Origin of the sequence: Hyphococcus luteus, assembly GCF_002943565.1 — a bacterium.
GTDB lineage: Bacteria > Pseudomonadota > Alphaproteobacteria > Caulobacterales > Parvularculaceae > Hyphococcus > Hyphococcus luteus.
This window is the reverse complement of the sequence record NZ_PJCH01000017.1, coordinates 158316-175787: the sequence shown is the minus strand read 5'-3', so window position 1 is coordinate 175787 and position 17472 is coordinate 158316. Positions and strand designations below refer to the sequence as shown.

Sequence of the window (17472 nt, the reverse complement as noted above, 5' to 3'; positions counted from 1 at the left end):
ATGAGCGATCGGCTGGACCGTTTTGTCGAGGCGCAGGACCCGGTGATTGACCGGGCGCTCGAAGAGTTGCGGGCGGGCCGCAAACAAAGCCACTGGATGTGGTTCGTCTTTCCGCATATTGCAGGGCTCGGACGCAGCCCCATGGCGCAGAAATACGCGCTTGCCTCGCTTGACGAAGCGCGGGCCTATCTCGCCCATCCAATTCTCGGCCCCCGTCTTCATGAGGCGACAGAGGCGGTGCTGATCCACTGCGATCAGAATGGCCGCCCAAATCGCAGCATTCACGAAATCTTTGGCTCGCCCGACGATCTGAAATTTCATTCGTCCATGACGCTGTTTCACAAGGCCGCGCCCGACGATCTTCTGTTCGCTCAGGCGCTCGATGCATTCTTTGACGGCGTAGAGGATGAGGAAACTCTCAAGCGCCTCTGACATACGGCCTGATCGGCCTGAAAACGCCTGAAAATCGCAGGAAAATCACATCGCTGGCGCATTGCGGGCGCCTGCCGCCGGAGCTACATACGGGGCTGAATAAGGAGAATTCCATGGCCGACGCAGGCGATTCAAAAATGCAAAAACAAACCTTCGACTGGCAGGATCCGCTGTTTCTTGAAGGCCAGTTGAGCGACGAGGAGCGGATGATCCGCGACGCGGCGCGCGGCTACGCCCAGGACAAGCTCATGCCGCGCATTCTCATGGCGAACCGCGAGGAGCGTTTCGACAAAGAAATCATGGCCGAGCTCGGCCAGCAGGGTCTCCTGGGCGCGACCGTGGCGGAGGAATATGGCGGCGGCGGCGCGGGCCATGTGGCCTATGGCCTGATCGCGCGGGAAGTGGAGCGCGTTGATTCGGGCTACCGCTCGGCGATGTCGGTGCAGTCTTCGCTCGTGATGTATCCCATCGAAAGTTTCGGTACGGAGGAGCAGAAGCAGAAATATCTGCCGAAACTCGCGACCGGGGAAATGATCGGTTGTTTCGGCCTCACCGAACCCGACGGCGGCTCCGATCCGGGCGCCATGCGCACCAAAGCCGAGAAAGTGTCGGACGGTTACAAGCTCAATGGCGCGAAAATGTGGATCACCAATTCGCCCATCGCCGACATCGCCGTGGTCTGGGCGAAGCTTGACGGCGAAATCCGCGGCTTCATCGTCGAACGCGGAACCAAGGGCTTCGAGACGCCGAAGATCGAAGGCAAGCTTTCCTTGCGCGCCTCGATCACCGGCGAGATCGCGCTCGACGACGCCGTCGTGCCCGAAGATGCGCTCTTGCCCAACGTTAAGGGACTGCGCGGGCCGTTCTCCTGTCTCAACAAGGCGCGCTACGGCATTTCATGGGGCGCCATGGGCGCCGCGGAATATTGCTGGATGGCGGCGCGCGATTACGCCATGGAGCGCGTCGTTTTCGGCAAGCCGATTGCGGCGACGCAGCTCGTGCAGAAAAAACTCGCCGACATGCAGACCGAGATTGCGCTTGGGCTACAGGGCGCGCTTCAGCTCGGGCGTCTTTTAGACGAGGGCGCTTACGTCCCCGAGGCCATCTCCATGATGAAGCGCAACAATTGCGGCAAGGCGCTCGACATTGCGCGTCTTGCCCGCGACGTTCACGGCGGCAATGGCATTTCGGACGAATATCACGTCCTCAGGCACGCCATGAATCTCGAAACCGTCAACACTTATGAAGGCACGCACGACATCCACGCCCTTATTCTCGGGCGCGCCATGACCGGGCTGCAGGCGTTTCAGTAAGAGGAAAAGGCGGCGCCGGCTGCCCCGACTTGATAGCGGGACTGGCCGGCGCCTGGCGCCGTCCTGAGGGCGTTTCCTCTTCAGGGCGTTTCCTCCCGGGGACGGCGCATCCGCGTTCTGACCCGTGCTTCGGACGCGGGCCGCGCAGCTTTTTGTTGCCTCCCCGGCGGGGGATTTAACACGAGTACGGAGGAAGGTCATTTTGCAGCGCGGCATAGCCCCCGCGCTGTTTTCTATTGCTTCGAATGGAAAGCATTTAGCGGGCGATTTGCGCCTGCAGACCTTTCGCGGAAGTTGTGTGCTGGAATTTCAACTTCTTGTCGGGGAAGGCGTAGTGAAACGCCCCGTGTGACATCAGCGCGGCTTCGTGAAAGCCCGACAGGATGAGTTTCAGCTTGCCGGGATACCAGGCCATGTCGCCGATGCAGAAGATGCCGGGGACCGAGGTCTCGAATTTCTCCGTATCGACCTCAATCCGGTTTTCGGCGAGGTTCACCCCGAATTCGGCGATGGGGCCGAGCTTCATGGTGAGGCCGTAAAAGGCGAGCATCGCCTCGCAGGGGATGTCGTATCGGCCTTTGCCCTCGGCCTCGACCGTGACGGCGGAAATCTGTCCTCCTGAGCCTTTGAGGCCCTTGATCTGCGCCACATGGAAATCGATTTTCTCTTCATTGGCGAGGGCGCGCATCCGCTCGACGCTGTCGGGCGCGGCGCGGAAATCCGGGCGGCGGTGAATGAGGGTCACCGATCTGGCGACGGGCTCCAGGTTCAACGTCCAGTCGAGGGCGGAATCGCCGCCGCCGGCGATGACGATGTCCTTGTCCTTGAACGTCTCGCGTTTTCTGACGGCGTAGAAAACCGTTTCGCCTTCGAAGTCCTCGACGCCGGGAATGGGCGGCTTTTTCGGCTGGAACGAGCCGCCGCCCGCGGCGATGCAGATGACCGGCGCCGTGACCCGCGTGCCGAGATCGGTTTCGATCAGCCAGCGGCCATCTTCTCCCTTGTCGAGAGAGACCGCCATTTCGCTTAAATGAAATTTCGGCTCGAAAGGCGCGATCTGTTCGAGCAGCTTTTGGGTCAGGTCTTCGCCGGTGATCGATTTGATCGCCGGAATGTCGAGGATCGGCTTTTCCGGGTAAAGCTCCGCGCACTGACCGCCGGGCTTGTCGAGAATGTCGATGAGATGCGCCTTTGCGCCGAGCAGCCCCAGTTCGAAAACCGCGAAAAGGCCGCAGGGACCTGCGCCGATGATGATGACATCGGTCTCATGCGCCCCGCCGGGCGGCATGCTTTCCACGGTCGCTGCGGCCATGCCAGTCCTCCCGTGAGTGAGGAAGACCCTAGACGCGTTTTGAGGGGCGTGGGAAGGGCGCCCGGCCCCGGCTAGTTCTCCCCGCCTTCTTCTTCCTCATTGGCGTCCGCTGCTTCCTCTTCCTCGTCATTGGCGGGATCGTATTTCTCGAACCAGCCCATGATATTGTCGGTCTTGGCGATGAGCCGGCTCGGGCGGCTGGCGATGTAATGCGGCGAGCCGGGCACGCGCACCAGCGCCGTGTCGATCTTGCGCATTTTCAGCGCCGTGTAGAACTGTTCCGACTCCCATGTCGGCGTGCGCCAGTCCTCTTCGCCGACCATCACCATGGTCGGGGTCTCGACATTGCCGACGAGGGAAATGGGCGACAGTCTCCAGTAGGCTTCCGGGTCGTCCCACGGGTCGGCGCGGATCCAGTGGCGGCGCACATAGGCGGCGATATCCCCGGCGAGCGCCATGGTGAACCAGTTGATCACCGGCTTGACGGTGACGGCGGCCGCAAAGCGGTTCGTCTTGCCGACGATCCACGCTGTCAGAACGCCGCCGCCGGACCCGCCGGTGACGAACAGGCGGTCCGGGTCGACATAGTTTTTGTCGATCACCGCATCGACGACGCTCATCAGGTCGTCATAGTCCTCGCCCGGATAGGCGAGGTCGATGAGCTGCGCGAACTCTTCGCCGTACCCGGTCGAGCCGCGGGGGTTGACGTAAACGACGACATAACCTTCGGCGGCGTAGCGCTGGATTTCCGCCGCAAAATAAGGGCCGTACATGGCGAAGGGTCCGCCATGGATTTCGAGCAGCAGCGGATAGCTTCCGTCGGCTTTAAACCCGTGCGGCAGGGCGATCCAGGCTTCGATCTCCCGCTCGTCATATGAGGATTTGACCTTGATCTCTTCGATTTTCGCCATGTCGAGATAAGGGAGAAGGTCGTCATTGAGCGAAGTCATGACGCGGCCCTGGCGATTGCCGTTAAGGCCCGGGATCAGGCTCGGCTGATAAAGCCCGACTTCCGCGGGGCGGTCGGGGCTGCCCGCCGTATAGGCGACGGCGCCGTTCCGGGCGGCGGAAAAAGAGCCGGCGGCGTAGGGACGGCCGATGGAGGTTCCGCCGACGCCTGTGATCAGCGTCGAAACATTTCCGTTGGCCGGGACTTCCAGAATTTCGATATCGCCGTCGACTTCGGCCTGGGCGAGAAGCGAAGAGCCGCTCCATTTGAAAGAGCCGATGCTGCGGTCGTAATCCGCGGTCAGATTGGCGACGTTCGATCCGTCGGCGTTCATGACGTAAAGGTCGGTCTGCTGATAGGATTTGACCTCGTCGTCATAGCCGAGAAAGGCGATGCGCCGCCCGTCGGCGGAAGCGGCGGGCGCCGTGTCCGGACCGTCGCGGCTCGTGAGCGCGGTCATGGAGAGATCGTCGAGGCTGACGGCGTAGATTTCGCTCTCCACAGGATCGAGATCGGCGTTCGGAACGTCATTGCCGACAACCAGCAACGTGTCGTTGCCGAGCCAGGCGGGGCTGTTGAAATCGGTTTCGCCATGGGTGATCTGGCGCGGCGTGCCGCCCTCGGCGGAGATGACGTAAACATGCGTCGCGCCTTCGCGTAGGTAGCCCGCCCCGTCGAAACGGAAGGTGAGATCGTCGAACACGCGCACCGGCTTTGACCATTCGGCCCCCTCCGGCTGTTTCGGCGGCTTGGCGAAGCTCGGGCCTTCCGCCGGCGTGAACATGGAAAAGGCGATGGACTGGCCGTCCGGAGACCATTTGGGCGCGCTCGGCGCTTCTTCGAACTGGGCGAGGGAAAAGCTTTCGCCCGAGTCCATGTAAAGCACGCGCAGCTCGGGTTTTCCGTCTTTCGCGCCGAGATAAAGCAGGCGATCGCCCGATGGCGACCAGCGCGGGGAAGCGATGGAGCCTTCGCCGTCGATCAGCGGGCGGTGCGCGCCCGAGCGCGTATCGATGGACCAGATGTCGGCGGACATTCTGTCGGTGAGCTTGTCCATATGGGTGCGCGCATAGACGATGGTGCGCCCGTCCGGCGAGATTTGCGGATCGTTCGCGTATTCAAGATCGAAAACGCGTTCGGCGGTGAATTTTCTGTCTACGGATTGATCGTCGGGTTCGCCCGCCGCCATTGCCGGCGTGACGAGCGCCAGGGCGGCGCATGCAAAAGCTGATCGGATCACGGGTCTCTCCAATGTCGTGTCTGGGGGCGTGCTTGGCGCGCAGTTAAGCGGTTTTTCGACAGAGAGGCAATGAAGCGGGATTTACTCCACCGTCAGCACGATCTTGCCCATGACCTTGCGGTCTTGAAGCATTTCAAGCGCTTTCGCCGCTTCTTCGAGCGGAAAAACGCCCGTCACATGGGGACGGATCTTGCCCTCTTCATAAAACCGGAAAAGCTCGGCGACATAGTCCGCATTCTTTGCGGGATTGCGCATGGTGAAGGCGCCCCAGAAAACGCCGACGATCTCGCAGGATTTAAGCAGCGTCAGGTTCAAGGGGATTTTCGGAATGCCGGCGGGAAATCCGACCACGAGGAAGCGCCCTTCCCAGGCGAGGGCGCGCAGGGCGGGTTCGGCGTAATCGCCGCCGACGGCGTCATAGACGATGTCCGCGCCTTCGCCGCCGCAAAGTTTCTTGATTTCGCCCGACAGCGCTTTTTGCGCATCGCGGTCGAGCGCGCGCGGATAGACGAGCGTTTCGTCGGCGCCGATCTCCTTGCAGAAGGCGGCTTTGTCTTCCGAAGACACCCCGGCGACGACTTTCGCGCCGAAGGCCTTGCCGAGCTCGATCGCCGCCGCGCCGACGCCGCCCGCCGCGCCGAGGATAAACAGCGTGTCGCCTTCTGTTATCTTCGCGCGGTCCTTCAGCGCATAGTGCGACGTGCCATAGGTGAGCATGAAGGAGGCGGCTTCATCGAAAGGCATGGCGTCCGGAATCTTGTGCGTGCGCGCTGCTTCGGCGATGAAATGCGTCGCAAAGCCGCCATTGATCCCTCCGGAAAGCACGCGGTCGCCGGCTTCGAACCCTTCGACGCCGTCGCCGACCGCTTCGACGGTCCCGGCGACCTCGCCGCCCGGCGCGAAGGGGCGGGGCGGTTTGAACTGGTAAAGGTCCTTGATGATGAGGGTGTCGGGAAAATTGACGCCCGCCGCCTTCACCGCAATGCGCAGCTGGCCCGGCCCGGGCTCGGGCGTTTCGGCTTCAGTCAGTTTCAATGTTTCCGGCCCGCCGGGCTCGTGGCTCATCATCGCTTTCATGGGGCGCCCTTCTTCCTTGCGTTGCAGTGTGATCTTACGCATTGTTGCGGGCCACATAAATGATCAATCGCAGAAGACGAGGGAAGGGACGCCGGATGCCAAAATGGATATTTGCAGCGCTCGCTGCAGCGATGATGGCGGGTTGCGCCACGGCGGCGCGCTATACGCTGCAGGACCGGTTCCGCGCCATCGGCATTCCGGCGGGGACCGCCGACTGCATGGTCGACGAACTCGATGAACGGCTTTCCAGCGAAGATTTGCAGGATCTCGCCCGCTACACGCTGCGTCTGTCGCGCGCCGATTCAACGCTCGCGGCGATCCGTTCACTGATGACGATCGACAATCCGCGCGCCGTGACGGCGGTCGGCTCCTCGGGCGTCGCCTGCGTGACGGGCTTTCGGCTGTGACGGCGGAGAAAAACGCGCCGACAGCGCCGGCGCCGGAACAATCCGCAAGCCGCTACAGCTATTTCGTGCTGGGCTTGCTGACGCTGGTTTACACTTTCAACTTCATCGACCGGCAGATCATCGCGATCCTGTCGCCGGCGATCAAAGAAGATCTCGGGCTTTCGGACTCCGTTTTGGGCCTGTTGAAAGGCCTCGCTTTCGCCGTTTTGTATACGACGCTGGGCATTCCCATCGCCTGGGCGGCGGACCGCTGGAACCGGGTCAACATCGTGGCGGTTTCGCTCGGCTTGTGGTCGGCCTTTACCGCGCTTTCCGGCCTGGCGATGAATGCAACGCAATTGATGCTGGCGCGCCTTGGCGTCGGCATCGGGGAGGCGGGCGGATCGCCGCCGGCGCATTCGCTTATTTCCGATTATTTTCCGAAGGAAAAACGCGCAAGCGCGCTCGCCATTTATTCCCTCGGCATTCCCTTCGGGCAGATGTTCGCTTTTCTCGCCGGCGGCTGGGTGCTGTCTCAATATGGCTGGCGCGGGACGTTTTTTATTGTCGGCGTGCCGGGCGTGCTTCTCGCCATTCTTTTAAAGCTGGCGGTGAAGGAGCCCATACGCGGCGTTCATGACGGCGCGGCGGCGGCGGTGAAAGTCGGATTCAAGCAAGGGCTCGCACATCTTCTGTCGATCCCGACCTATTGGGGCGTTACGATTGCGGTGACGTTCGCGTCTTTCACGGGCTACGGCACGGCGATGTGGATCGTCGATTTTTACCGCCGCACTTACGAGCTCGGCTATCTCGAAATCACCGTGCCGCTCGGCATTTTGAATGGCGTCGTTTACGGGATCGGCACCTGGGCGGGCGGCTGGCTCACCGACCGCTTCGGCAAAAACGATAAAGGCGCTTACGCCTGGTTGCCGGGGCTCGGCATGTTGCTGACCATTCCCGTGGGCTGGGCGACGATCTGGGCGCCGGCGCCCTTCTGGGCGTTTTTCTGGTCGGCGCCGTTTCTGATCGGGCTGGGCTTTTATCTGGGGCCGAGCTTTTCGCTGGTGCAGACGCTGGCGCCGGTGCGGTTCAGGGCTGTCGCGACGGCGTTTTTCTTTTTCATCCTCAATCTCATTGCGCTCGGTTTCGGCCCTTTGTGGGTCGGCGCCCTCTCCGATATTTTCGCCGCCAGCTATGGCGACGTGACGGGGCTCAGACTCGCCCTGACGACGCTTGGCGGGTCGAGCCTTCTCGCGGCCATCGCTTTTTTCTGGACGGCGCGCAAGCTGCCCGCCGACTGGGCGAAAGCCACTGGGGAGTCCGTTTCATGACGAGGAGAGCCGGGAAGCTCGATCATGGCGAAATCATACAAGGCCGCCAAGGTGAAATGGGGCTAGACGAGGCGCTTGTCAGCGGAGGAGCGCCATGAGCGAGTTTCTTTCAAGCGATATCGGCGCCGTCAGCCTCATCGCCGTTCCGGCCGCGCTCGCCGCGCTTGTCGCGCTTGGGGTGACGGCGAAGGGCCTGCGCGGCTCCGGCGGCGCGGCGTTCATGGCGTTGTTGCTGGCGCTGGTCATCGTGCTCGCGCTCGGCGCCGGGGCGGTGCTGGGGGTGAAGGAATATGCGCTCAGCGAAATGATCCCGAAATGCGAAGCCGAACAGCAGGCCGCTCATCAGCGCGGCGAGGCGCTGCTTCTCGATTGCGAATCGGAAGGGTTGATCGTCGCCTTTCCGGTTTTCAGCGCCGTCATCGCGCTTGGTCTTGTCTTCATCGGCGCCGCGTTTATTCGTTTAACGCGAAGAAGCTGAAAGCGGTTTCGCCTTCTACGCGAGGCCCGCGCAAATTCAGAATCATAACCGCAATTCCTTTGTGTCGTCCGTCACAGAGCGAGAGCCCGTGCGCACGCTAGTCTTCGGTCATCGGCATTCACGAAAGCGTGCGCCCCGCTTCGGCCCCAATTCGGCCACGCCAGGCGCGCTTTTTCGGAAAAAGATTGTGAAATCGGAGACATTTTCCGAGGCGAAGACAGGGGAGACTGAAAATGACCACAGCAATCAGAGGCGCGGGGGCGCGCTACGATGTCAGGCCGGCGCGAGCGAATGGGAGCCTTTACGGCGGTCCGCTCGGCGCGCTTGCCTGCATGGTCAAGGATTGCGCGCAAGGCGCCGGCGCGGGGTTTTTGTCCCTGACCGGCGCAACGTCCATCGCCAGCGGCCAGCCCATGACGGCGACCGGCGATTTCGGGCTTCTCGGCGCGGTGTTTCCGTCGCTGGCCTCGAGCGGGCTCACCGGCCCCTTGCAGCTTGTCGGCGGGGTGCTCTTGTTTCTGGCGGCGCGCCGCACGGTTTCGCGCACGACAGGCCTTCTCGCCTTTGTCGCGTTCCTTGCGGCTTACGCCAACGGCTTTACGCTCGCCGACATGCTGACGGCGGCTTCAAACGCGCTCGAGGGCGCCGCCGGCGCCCTCGATACGATTCCTGTTGCGGAAGCAGCCTGAGGTTAGGCTTTTTCGAAATGCAGGATGCCCCAGGCGAGGTAGCCATTGTCGGCGCCGTCGACCCAGTGTTTCAGTCCTGCAAGCATGTGGTCGATATAATCCGAGGAGATCTTGCCCTCGAGTTCGCCGCGCCGGTCGGCAAGCTCCTGGCGGACCGTTGCGTAATGGGTGCGCAGCTGATGGGTGAGATCTTCGACCGAGACTTCCTTGAAGCCGAGTTTTTTCAGCTCGTCGCGGTAAAAGCCGATGGAGCCGAGGCTTGACAGGTGAATGCGGTCGTAGACCGGCTGCAACACCGACGGATCTTTCAGGCCGTCCGCCTGCATCGGGTCGGTGAAGATAATCTCCCCGCCTTTTTTCAGCACCCGCGCAGCTTCCTCCAAGACCTTTGTCCGGTCCGCCGCGTGAAGAATTGCATCCTGCGACCAGACGATGTCGAACTCATTATCGTCGCAAGGAATGTCGTCGAATGACCCGTCGATGACCGAGACCTTGTCGTCAAGGCCCTGTTCCTTGTTCATGGCGCGGTTGCGGTCGTTCTCAACCGTGGAAAGATTGAGACAGGTGACATGGGCGCCGAACTCTCTTGCGAGCGTGCGCGCGCCGCCGCCATAGCCGGCGCCGATGTCGAGCACTTTCGCGCCGGGCTTCAGGTTCTTCAGCCGCTTCGCCATGTAAAGGACGGTCTGGTGGCTGGCTTCCTTGATCGAATTCGACCCGTCGTAAAGGCCGATATGGATGTCTTCGCCACCCCAGATTGCGTGGTAGAAATTGTCCGCGTCTTCACTATCGTAATAGTCGCGCGCCGTTTCGGTTATCTGTTCTGTCTGACTCATTTTTCCTCGATGTAGGTCTTGTCCGCGATGTGGACGAGAAAGTCCGGATCGTGATCGTCGAAAGTCTCCTGGAAGTCGCCATAGGTGTTGACCTTCTGGAAGCCGACTTCCTTCATGAGATTGCGCATATAGGCTCTGCGCAGCGGGAACATGTTGAGGTGATAAACCGACCCGTCCGGGAAGGTGTAGCGGAAGCGCGCCAACGAGTTGTCCATATGCTCCGGCTCCGCCGTCACCTGGTCGCCGCAATAATAATATTTGTGTTTCGAATCGAAGCCGACATCGAGAATGGCGTCGTAATTGCGCTGGTCGAGAATCAGAACGCCGTCATGTTTGAGCGCGGCGTAAAACTCCGCAAGCGCGCGCCGCCGGTCCGATTCCTTGAACAGGTGCGTGAATGAATTGCCGAGACAAATGATGGCGTCGAACTTGCCGTGAATGTCGCGGTTAAGCCAGCGCCAATCCGCATGCGCCGTCTTGAGAACAAGGCCGCGTTTGCGGGCGTTCTCGAACGCTTTGGTCACCATTTCCGCCGAGCCGTCGACGCTGGTGACGTCAAAACCGGCCTTGAGAAGCTGCACGGAATGAAAGCCGGTGCCGCAGGCGACGTCGAGCACGGTTTTCTTGCCGCGCGCTTTCAGCATGTCGATGAAGAACTGTCCTTCGCTCTGCGCGCGCGCGTCCCAGTCGATCAATTCGTCCCATTTGTCGACGAAACCGTGAACATATTCTTCCTGATAATGGTCGGTTTCGCGAACTTCGATCGGGTTGTCGCCGAAATCCTGAGTCGCGCCGTCTTTGCTCTCTTTTTCTGCAATTGCGGTAGTCTCTTGATTTGAGGCCATGAATTCCACTCGTTTGATGCTAAACAAAACCCTTCCCCGCGGATTGCTGGGGGCAATTCGGCAGGGCGAAGGCTGCGATTTCTGATTTCGCGCCTAATGTAACGCGATCATGCGCCGATTTAAACCACAGAAGGGGAATTTTTTGGTATTTTTCTTATTTTATGCGGTTTTCACTGCATTTTAAAAATCCGTGCAAAGACCAATAGATTCAAAGTTTTTTCTGTGGTGGGACAAGAATGGGACAAGTCTTGATGGTTTTATTGCGCGCCTGCGACATATTGTGCGAAATACCGGTTAATTCGATGCGAAATATGTGCGCATCCAGAATGCGCGACAGGCATCGACTGTAAGGCGATGAAAACTTGTATTGCATAACAAATCCGTAAACGGATGAATTAGCGCGTATCTGCGCCGGCATAAGAAACGAAAGCATGAATTTCACTGTAGCGCAACAACACGAAGACGACTGGCCGGAGGTCTGGCGTGTCCTTGAGCCGGCCTTTCGCGCGGGCGATAGTTATCCTTTGCCGAGAGACGTGACCGAGGCGTCCGCCAAACGCTATTGGATCAAACAGGACGGCTATAACGCCGTTGCGCGCGATGCGGGCGGCGCCGTCGTCGGAGTTTATTATTTAAGGCCCGACCAGGGCGGGCCGGGCGATCATATCTGCAACGCCGGCTACGTGGTCGCCGAGGCGGCGCGGGGGAAGGGGCTTGCAACGGCGCTCTGCCGCCAGTCGCAGGAGCAGGCGCGCGCCATGGGCTTTCGCGGCATGAAGTTCAATCTGGTCGTTTCCACAAACGCCGCGGCGATCAAGGCCTGGAAAAGAGCCGGCATGGAGATCATCGGCGCGGTCCCCGGGGCGTTCCGTCATCCGACGCGGGGGACGGTGGACGCGCATATCATGTTCAAGGCGCTGTAGGACGGAGCGCCAGGACCCGGCCTTGCGATGTGGAATTCGCCTCCGGGCAGCACCAGAAATGGCTCGTCGCCCTGAAAGACAAAGCCATGCTGGCGACGCTCAACCAGGCGCAGGCGATGATGCGCGCCGTCATGGCGGTGTTGCGCGCCAGCGTTTTCGATGAAGACGCCCTCGAGACCGCCAATGCCCTGCCGCCGGAGCCCGGCCGGGCCTTGGCGGCGAAGCCGCCTGCGGCCTTGAAGCCCCTCTGGCCCGCTTAAGGCGCGGGATTTCTTGTGGAGTCGGGGCGCATCCCGCTATAGACCGGGCCAGTCCCAAGGAAAGACCCCCGCATGGCCCGCATCCTGATCACCTCGGCGCTGCCCTATATCAATGGAATCAAACACTTGGGAAACCTTGTGGGGTCCATGCTGCCGGCCGACGTCTATGCCCGGTTCAAGCGCCAGCAGGGCCATGAGACGCTCTTCATCTGCGCCACGGACGAGCACGGCACGCCGGCGGAGCTCGCCGCCCGGGCCGCCGGCCAGGACGTCGCCGCCTATTGCCGCGAGCAGTATGAAATCCAGAAGGACGCCGGCGACCGCTTCGGCCTTTCCTTCGACCATTTCGGGCGCTCCTCGAACCCGCCCAACCATCGCCTGACCCAGCATTTCGCCCATGTGCTGGAGGAAAACGGGCTTATCGAAGAGCGCCTGGACCATCAGGTGTATTCCGTCGATGACGAACGCTTTCTGCCCGACCGTTATGTGGAAGGGACATGTCCCCATTGCGGTTATGAAAAGGCGCGCGGCGACCAGTGCGACAGTTGCGGGCGTCTGCTCGATCCGGTCGATCTGATTGATCCGTACTCGGCGATTTCCGGATCGAAGAATGTCGAGGTGCGCGAGACGAAGCATCTTTATCTTTTGCAGGCGCAGATGCAGGACCGCATCGCCGACTGGGTCGCCTCGAAAAAGGACTGGCCGCAGCTGACGAAATCCATTGCGGGCAAATGGCTGAAAGAAGGCTTGCGCGACCGCTCCATCACCCGCGATCTCAAATGGGGCATTCCCGTCGCCTATGAAGGCGAAGCCCGGCCGGGCTTTGAAAACAAGGTGTTTTACGTCTGGTTCGACGCGCCCATCGAATATATCGGCGCCACGGAAGAATGGGCGCAGAAAACAGGCGGCGATTGGGAAAGCTGGTGGCGCACGGACAAGGGCGCCGGCGATGTCTCCTATGTGCAATTCATGGGCAAGGACAATGTCGCCTTTCACACGGTGAGTTTTCCGGCGACCATTCTCGGCTCGGAAGAGCCGTGGAAGACGGTGGACGCCTTGAAGTCGCTCAACTGGCTCACCTGGTATGGCGGCAAGTTTTCGACCAGCCAGAACCGCGGGATCTTCATGGATCAGGCGCTGGAGCTGTTGCCCGCCGATTACTGGCGCTGGCACCTGATGGCGAATGCGCCGGAATCCGACGACGCCTCCTTCACGCTCGAACATTTCGCGAGCGTTGTGAACAAGGATCTCGCCGACGTTCTCGGCAATTTCGTCAACCGCATCACCCGCTTTTGCAAGGCGCGTTTCGGCGAGGAAGTTCCCGCCGAAGGCGCCTATGGAGAGGCCGAAGCCGCGCTCGAAAAGGAGCTCGACGCCAAGATTAAATCCTATACGGACAATCTCGAGCTGATGGAGTTCAGGAAGGCGTTTGTCGATTTGCGCGCGATCTGGGTGGCGGGCAACGAATATCTGCAGATCGCCGCGCCCTGGACGGCGATCAAGGAAGACCGCGAAAAGGCCGCCGCCTCCGTGCGTTGCGCGCTCAATCTCATCGTTCTCTTTGCGGCGCTGTCGCGCCCCGTCATTCCGTTCACGGCGGACAAGATGTTTGCTATTTTCGGCCTCGATCCGGAAGAGGCCTCGCGCTGGCCGTCTTCGGCGGGCGAGGCGCTTTCGCGCTTCAAGGGCGGGGAAAGCTTCACGCCGCCGGATGTTCTCTTCGCCAAGATCGAGGAAGACCAGGTGGCCGCATGGCGCGACCAATTCGGAGCGGAGTAGGGTGGGCGCGTCTCTTCACCTCCCCCCCCCTTGAGGGGAGGTCGAAATTGCGGCAGCAATTTCGGGTGGGGGAGAACGAAAAGAAAGAATGGGAAAGTTTTTCGGTGTCGCTAGTTAACCCCCTCCCGAAATCGAAGATTTCGGCCTCCCCTCAAGGGGGAGGCGGTTTTGTTGCGCTGTTGTCGCTGTTTTGCGCATGTCTTTTCTTCGCCGCCTGCTCGCCCGATGCGGAGCGTGCGGGCCCGCCGCCGGCGTCGGGCGACAATGTCGAGGTGGTGAACGGGCTGATGGCCGCCTTTAACGACCATGACGCCGACAAGATGCGCGAATTCTGGGCGCCCGACGTGACCTGGATCGAGCTTTCCGGCGAGCAGGCGAGCACGGTGACCACGAGCGCCGAGCAGCTGCACGACGAACTCGTCGCCTATTTCGAGGCCTATCCATCCGTCTCGTCGAGCCTTGAGCATATTTCGGTGAACGGTCATTTCGTCACCGCCATCGAGCGCCCCGTCTGGGAGGAGGGCGGCGAGCGCATGAGCCAGTCTTCCGTCGTTGTGTATGAAATCATTGACGGCAAGGTGAAACGCTTCTGGTATTATCCTCCGCAATAGGAGACTTCCTCGATGATGAAAGACCTTTTCTCGCTCGACGGGCGCACGGCGCTGGTGACCGGCGGCTCGCGCGGCATCGGCAAGATGATCGCGCAAGGGTTTCTTGAGCAGGGCGCGAAAGTCTACATCACCGCGCGCAAGGCGCCGCAATGCGATCAGGCGGCCGAAGAGCTCTCGCAATACGGCTCCTGCGTGTCGCTGCCGCACGATCTCTCGACGGTCGAAGGCTGCGAAGCGCTGGCGACGGAGCTGAAGACGCACGAGTTAAAGCTCGACATCCTGGTCAACAATGCGGGCGCGGCCTGGGGCGCGGAGTTCGACGAGTATCCCGAAAGCGGCTGGGACAAGACCATGGACCTCAATGTGAAGTCGCTGTTCTTCCTGACCCAGAAACTGCACGGCCTCATGAAAGCCGCGGCGAGCGAAGACAGGCCCGGCAAGGTGATCAACATCGCCTCCATCGACGGCATCAAGATCAACCCGTGGGAAACTTACGCTTACCAGGCCTCGAAAGCGGCGGTCATCCATCTGACGCGGCGCATGGCGGCCCGGCTTATCAATGACAATATCTGCGTCGCCGGCATCGCGCCGGGCGCGTTCGCCTCTGAGATGAACAAGGCGGCGAAGGATCATGGCGACGCCGTCGCCGATATGATCCCGGCCAAACGCATCGGCCGGCCGAGCGACATGGCGGGCGTTGCGGTGTTCCTCGCCTCGCGCGCCGGCGATTATGTGGTGGGCGACACCCTCGCCGTCGACGGCGGCGTCGCCTATTCGCAGATCGGCCAGGCTTGGGGATAGCATATTCGTTTGCGTAGGATTTCTTCCCCCGCTTGCGGGGGAGGAGAAACACGCCGAAGTTTATTTCTTCTTCGCCTCTTTCTCGGCTTTTTTCAGCTCTTGCTTCATCTTGGCGATGTGCTCCTTGCGGCGCTCAGCGTCCTCTTCCATAAGTTTGATCGTTTTGCGCAGCGCTTCGGCGCGTTTTTCCGGACCGGCCTCGCTGTCATCGAGACACAGGACCTCCCGGGTGATCGTCTCGTTTTCATCGCCTCCGTCTTCGTCTTTCCAGACAAAGACTGAAAGATTGTCGCCTTCGCTGTCGCAGCCTACCGCATGGAAGTCGTGCGGCATGGCGCCGTCTTTTCCTGATTTGGAGAAAAATACGACGTCCTTTTCCATGCCTTTCGTCAGCTGGTGAAATTCGCCGTCGATGTCGCCGCCGAGGATCATGTAATCGCCTTTGGCGCCGGCGATGCTGAGTTCCTTTTCGGTCCCGTCTTCATCCGTAATCCTTACGGTTTTGAAGGGAAAATCCGCACCCGGACCATAGATGTTCTCGGAAATCAGTTCGCCATCCTTGTCGTAGATGCGAACCGTCCGCGCGCCGTTTTCCTCCTCGATTTGGATCTTGCGCGCGCCGTCTACGCCTTCAACATTGAGCGTCTCATCGCCGTCGGCCGTGATGATGGTGGTTTTTATCGTTTTATTGGCGACGGCGCGCGCTTCCTGTTCGCCGGATTTTTCGTCGGCGAAACCGTAAGAGGCGGTTGCGGCGAGGCTTGCGGCTGTGAATACGGAGACGGCGGCCGCGCCAGCGAGAAGCCGCAAGCGGCTTTTTTTAGGGGACTTCAAGAGCATCAATCTCTCCTTTACGGGATGGGCGAGCGCAAGGGCGTGGGAAGGCGTTTTCACGCCCGTGCGGACGGATTTTAAGATGGCGGCGGCGTAATCGCCGGCGGCTTTGTTTCCTTTTGCACAGCGCGCGAGCACAAACGCGTCGCAGGCGGCTTCCTGGTCGGTGCGAAAAGCGCGGAACGACAGGTGTGCGAGCGGGTTTGGCCATTGCAAGGCTTGAAAAGCGAAGGCGGCCAGCATGACGGCCATGTCGCCGCGCGCCACATGGGCGATTTCATGGGCGAGGGCGAGGCGCTGTTCGCGGCTTGCGTAATTGTCTTCGAAACCGGCGGGCAGGAACACAACAGGGCGGAAAAGCCCGATGACGCAGGGCCCCGCCGCATCGTCCTTGCTGATGCGTATGACGGGCGTGCGGCGTAGACCGAGTTCGCGGGCGATGGCCTGCGCCATTTCCGCCAGCACGAGTGAAGGCGCCTTAGAAGCTGCCAAGCGTTCGCGCCGGTAGCGCGCCTGTAATTCCAGTTTGAGGCTGAACCAGGCGAAAGCGACGGTCGCCCACAGGATCAGACCGACAGCCGCGGCGAGCGACGCCCAGTCAAAGGCGGGTGCGGCGTCGGCGATAATGGTTGTTGTCGGATAAAAAACAGAAGCCGGCTCAAACACAGCCGTCGCCATCTCTACTGGCGCGGGCAGAAGCTTCAACTCAGGGAGAAAGAGCCGCGCCGCGGGGGCAAGCCAGAGCGCGTAAGCGGCGCGGGCGCCGAAGGCCTTAGCGAAGGGTTTCCTGATGATCAGCACCAGGAGGATAAGGATGCTGACCGCGAGCGAGGTTTCCGCCAGCCAGCGGACAAGATCAATCACTGTCACGTTTCAACTCCTTCACCAGCGCTTCAAGGTCCTGGATGTCGTCTTCGCAAAGGCCTTCTCCCTCAGCGAGGTGGGCGACGAGCGGCGCCGCGCGCCCGCCGAAAAGCTGGTCGGCGAGTTTTTTCGTTGCGCCGCGCGCATAGGACTGGCGGCTCACATTCGGGCGGTAGAGATAACGCCGCCCGTCCGGTTCATGGGCGACGGCGCCTTTTTCCACGAGCCGCGAGATCAGCGTCTTGACCGTCTTCAGGCTCCAGCCGGTGTCTTCGGCCAGCTTATCGGCGATATCGGCCGCCGCCATGGGGCTTTCGTCCCATAAGACATGCATGATCTCGAACTCGGCTTTGGTGATTTGGCCGGACATAGGGCTCTGGCGCTCCGCGTTAGCGATTACAGTTGTAGGCTATATAGGGACTACAAGTGTAGTCAATAGCGAAAGGGCGGCGGCTCAGATGAACAAGCGGAAAGATTCGCACTGTCCTAATTCCCGGGTGGTCACGGCTTTC

General features: G+C 60.9%; 18 protein-coding genes. 11 read left to right on the top strand and 7 right to left on the bottom strand.

Annotated elements, in window-relative coordinates:
• Nucleotides 1-432 (top strand): DUF1810 domain-containing protein, encoded by a 432-nt coding sequence (locus CW354_RS21340; protein WP_104832129.1) that lies wholly within the window; start codon nucleotides 1-3, stop codon nucleotides 430-432.
• A 113-nt stretch (nucleotides 433-545) separates the two neighbouring features.
• Nucleotides 546-1745: an acyl-CoA dehydrogenase gene (locus CW354_RS21335; RefSeq protein WP_243396505.1), complete on the top strand. Its 1200-nt coding sequence runs from the start codon at nucleotides 546-548 to the stop codon at nucleotides 1743-1745.
• A 256-nt stretch (nucleotides 1746-2001) separates the two neighbouring features.
• Here CW354_RS21335 and CW354_RS21330 read toward each other — a convergent pair whose 3' ends face one another.
• From CW354_RS21330 to CW354_RS21320, 3 genes are all read right to left on the bottom strand, one after another.
• Complete coding sequence (locus CW354_RS21330) at nucleotides 2002-3057, bottom strand: NAD(P)/FAD-dependent oxidoreductase (protein WP_165793891.1); 1056 nt, start codon at nucleotides 3055-3057, stop codon at nucleotides 2002-2004.
• 71 nt (nucleotides 3058-3128) lie between these two features.
• Nucleotides 3129-5246 carry a S9 family peptidase gene (locus tag CW354_RS21325; RefSeq protein ID WP_207764947.1) on the bottom strand — a complete coding sequence of 706 codons (2118 nt, stop codon included), beginning with the start codon at nucleotides 5244-5246 and terminating at the stop codon, nucleotides 3129-3131.
• 81 nt (nucleotides 5247-5327) lie between these two features.
• Entirely contained in the window at nucleotides 5328-6323 is a 996-nt protein-coding gene (locus tag CW354_RS21320; RefSeq protein WP_104832128.1) for an NADPH:quinone oxidoreductase family protein, read from the bottom strand.
• Nucleotides 6324-6418: 95 nt separating this feature from the next.
• Here CW354_RS21320 and CW354_RS21315 point away from each other — a divergent pair, with 95 nt between their 5' ends.
• From CW354_RS21315 to CW354_RS21300, 4 genes are all read left to right on the top strand, one after another.
• Nucleotides 6419-6730, top strand: coding sequence for a hypothetical protein (locus CW354_RS21315; protein WP_104832127.1), 312 nt, complete (start codon nucleotides 6419-6421; stop codon nucleotides 6728-6730).
• The gene (locus CW354_RS21310; protein ID WP_104832126.1) at nucleotides 6727-8040 is read left to right on the top strand and encodes a spinster family MFS transporter; all 1314 of its coding nucleotides are present in this window, start codon (nucleotides 6727-6729) and stop codon (nucleotides 8038-8040) included. Before CW354_RS21315 ends, CW354_RS21310 begins: the two co-directional genes overlap by 4 nt.
• A gap of 94 nt (nucleotides 8041-8134) precedes the next feature.
• Entirely contained in the window at nucleotides 8135-8518 is a 384-nt protein-coding gene (locus CW354_RS21305) for a hypothetical protein (RefSeq protein WP_104832125.1), read from the top strand.
• 233 nt (nucleotides 8519-8751) lie between these two features.
• Entirely contained in the window at nucleotides 8752-9207 is a 456-nt protein-coding gene (locus CW354_RS21300; RefSeq protein ID WP_104832124.1) for a hypothetical protein, read from the top strand.
• A 2-nt stretch (nucleotides 9208-9209) separates the two neighbouring features.
• On the opposite strand, the gene CW354_RS21295 is transcribed toward CW354_RS21300, so the two are convergent.
• Both CW354_RS21295 and CW354_RS21290 read right to left on the bottom strand, forming a co-directional pair.
• Nucleotides 9210-10043, bottom strand: a complete 834-nt coding sequence (locus tag CW354_RS21295) for an SAM-dependent methyltransferase (protein WP_104832123.1) — start codon at nucleotides 10041-10043, stop codon at nucleotides 9210-9212.
• Nucleotides 10040-10888, bottom strand: coding sequence for a glycine/sarcosine N-methyltransferase (locus tag CW354_RS21290; protein WP_104832122.1), 849 nt, complete (start codon nucleotides 10886-10888; stop codon nucleotides 10040-10042). Before CW354_RS21290 ends, CW354_RS21295 begins: the two co-directional genes overlap by 4 nt.
• 431 nt (nucleotides 10889-11319) lie before the next feature.
• Here CW354_RS21290 and CW354_RS21285 point away from each other — a divergent pair, with 431 nt between their 5' ends.
• The 5 genes from CW354_RS21285 to CW354_RS21265 all read left to right on the top strand — a co-directional run bounded on the left by CW354_RS21285 (nucleotide 11320) and on the right by CW354_RS21265 (nucleotide 15262).
• A complete protein-coding gene (locus CW354_RS21285; RefSeq protein WP_104832121.1) occupies nucleotides 11320-11811 on the top strand; it encodes a GNAT family N-acetyltransferase in 492 nt (163 codons plus the stop codon).
• A 29-nt stretch (nucleotides 11812-11840) separates the two neighbouring features.
• Nucleotides 11841-12071 carry a DUF2267 domain-containing protein gene (locus CW354_RS21280; RefSeq protein ID WP_104832120.1) on the top strand — a complete coding sequence of 77 codons (231 nt, stop codon included), beginning with the start codon at nucleotides 11841-11843 and terminating at the stop codon, nucleotides 12069-12071.
• A gap of 72 nt (nucleotides 12072-12143) precedes the next feature.
• A complete protein-coding gene (gene metG / locus CW354_RS21275; RefSeq protein ID WP_104832119.1) occupies nucleotides 12144-13850 on the top strand; it encodes a methionine--tRNA ligase in 1707 nt (568 codons plus the stop codon).
• 47 nt (nucleotides 13851-13897) lie between these two features.
• On the top strand, nucleotides 13898-14461 hold the full coding sequence (locus CW354_RS21270; RefSeq protein WP_165793890.1) for a nuclear transport factor 2 family protein: 564 nt from the start codon (nucleotides 13898-13900) through the stop codon (nucleotides 14459-14461).
• Nucleotides 14462-14473: 12 nt separating this feature from the next.
• Nucleotides 14474-15262, top strand: a complete 789-nt coding sequence (locus tag CW354_RS21265) for an SDR family oxidoreductase (protein ID WP_104832117.1) — start codon at nucleotides 14474-14476, stop codon at nucleotides 15260-15262.
• A gap of 60 nt (nucleotides 15263-15322) precedes the next feature.
• On the opposite strand, the gene CW354_RS21260 is transcribed toward CW354_RS21265, so the two are convergent.
• Nucleotides 15323-16966 carry a M56 family metallopeptidase gene (locus CW354_RS21260; protein WP_104832116.1) on the bottom strand — a complete coding sequence of 548 codons (1644 nt, stop codon included), beginning with the start codon at nucleotides 16964-16966 and terminating at the stop codon, nucleotides 15323-15325.
• Complete coding sequence (locus tag CW354_RS21255; protein ID WP_104832115.1) at nucleotides 16953-17330, bottom strand: BlaI/MecI/CopY family transcriptional regulator; 378 nt, start codon at nucleotides 17328-17330, stop codon at nucleotides 16953-16955. The genes CW354_RS21260 and CW354_RS21255 overlap by 14 nt, the downstream gene beginning before the upstream one ends.
• Nucleotides 17331-17472 lie beyond the last annotated feature (142 nt).

Coding starts and splice junctions, on each gene's coding strand:
- CW354_RS21300 (WP_104832124.1), top strand. CDS start 8,752: ATGACCACAGCAATCAGAGGCGCGGGGGCGCGCTACGATGTCAGGCCG.
- CW354_RS21340 (WP_104832129.1), top strand. CDS start 1: ATGAGCGATCGGCTGGACCGTTTTGTCGAGGCGCAGGACCCGGTGATT.
- CW354_RS21330 (WP_165793891.1), bottom strand. CDS start 3,057: ATGGCCGCAGCGACCGTGGAAAGCATGCCGCCCGGCGGGGCGCATGAG.
- CW354_RS21255 (WP_104832115.1), bottom strand. CDS start 17,330: ATGTCCGGCCAAATCACCAAAGCCGAGTTCGAGATCATGCATGTCTTA.
- CW354_RS21320 (WP_104832128.1), bottom strand. CDS start 6,323: ATGAAAGCGATGATGAGCCACGAGCCCGGCGGGCCGGAAACATTGAAA.
- CW354_RS21305 (WP_104832125.1), top strand. CDS start 8,135: ATGAGCGAGTTTCTTTCAAGCGATATCGGCGCCGTCAGCCTCATCGCC.
- CW354_RS21335 (WP_243396505.1), top strand. CDS start 546: ATGGCCGACGCAGGCGATTCAAAAATGCAAAAACAAACCTTCGACTGG.
- CW354_RS21315 (WP_104832127.1), top strand. CDS start 6,419: ATGCCAAAATGGATATTTGCAGCGCTCGCTGCAGCGATGATGGCGGGT.
- CW354_RS21285 (WP_104832121.1), top strand. CDS start 11,320: ATGAATTTCACTGTAGCGCAACAACACGAAGACGACTGGCCGGAGGTC.
- CW354_RS21265 (WP_104832117.1), top strand. CDS start 14,474: ATGATGAAAGACCTTTTCTCGCTCGACGGGCGCACGGCGCTGGTGACC.
- metG (WP_104832119.1), top strand. CDS start 12,144: ATGGCCCGCATCCTGATCACCTCGGCGCTGCCCTATATCAATGGAATC.
- CW354_RS21290 (WP_104832122.1), bottom strand. CDS start 10,888: ATGGCCTCAAATCAAGAGACTACCGCAATTGCAGAAAAAGAGAGCAAA.
- CW354_RS21295 (WP_104832123.1), bottom strand. CDS start 10,043: ATGAGTCAGACAGAACAGATAACCGAAACGGCGCGCGACTATTACGAT.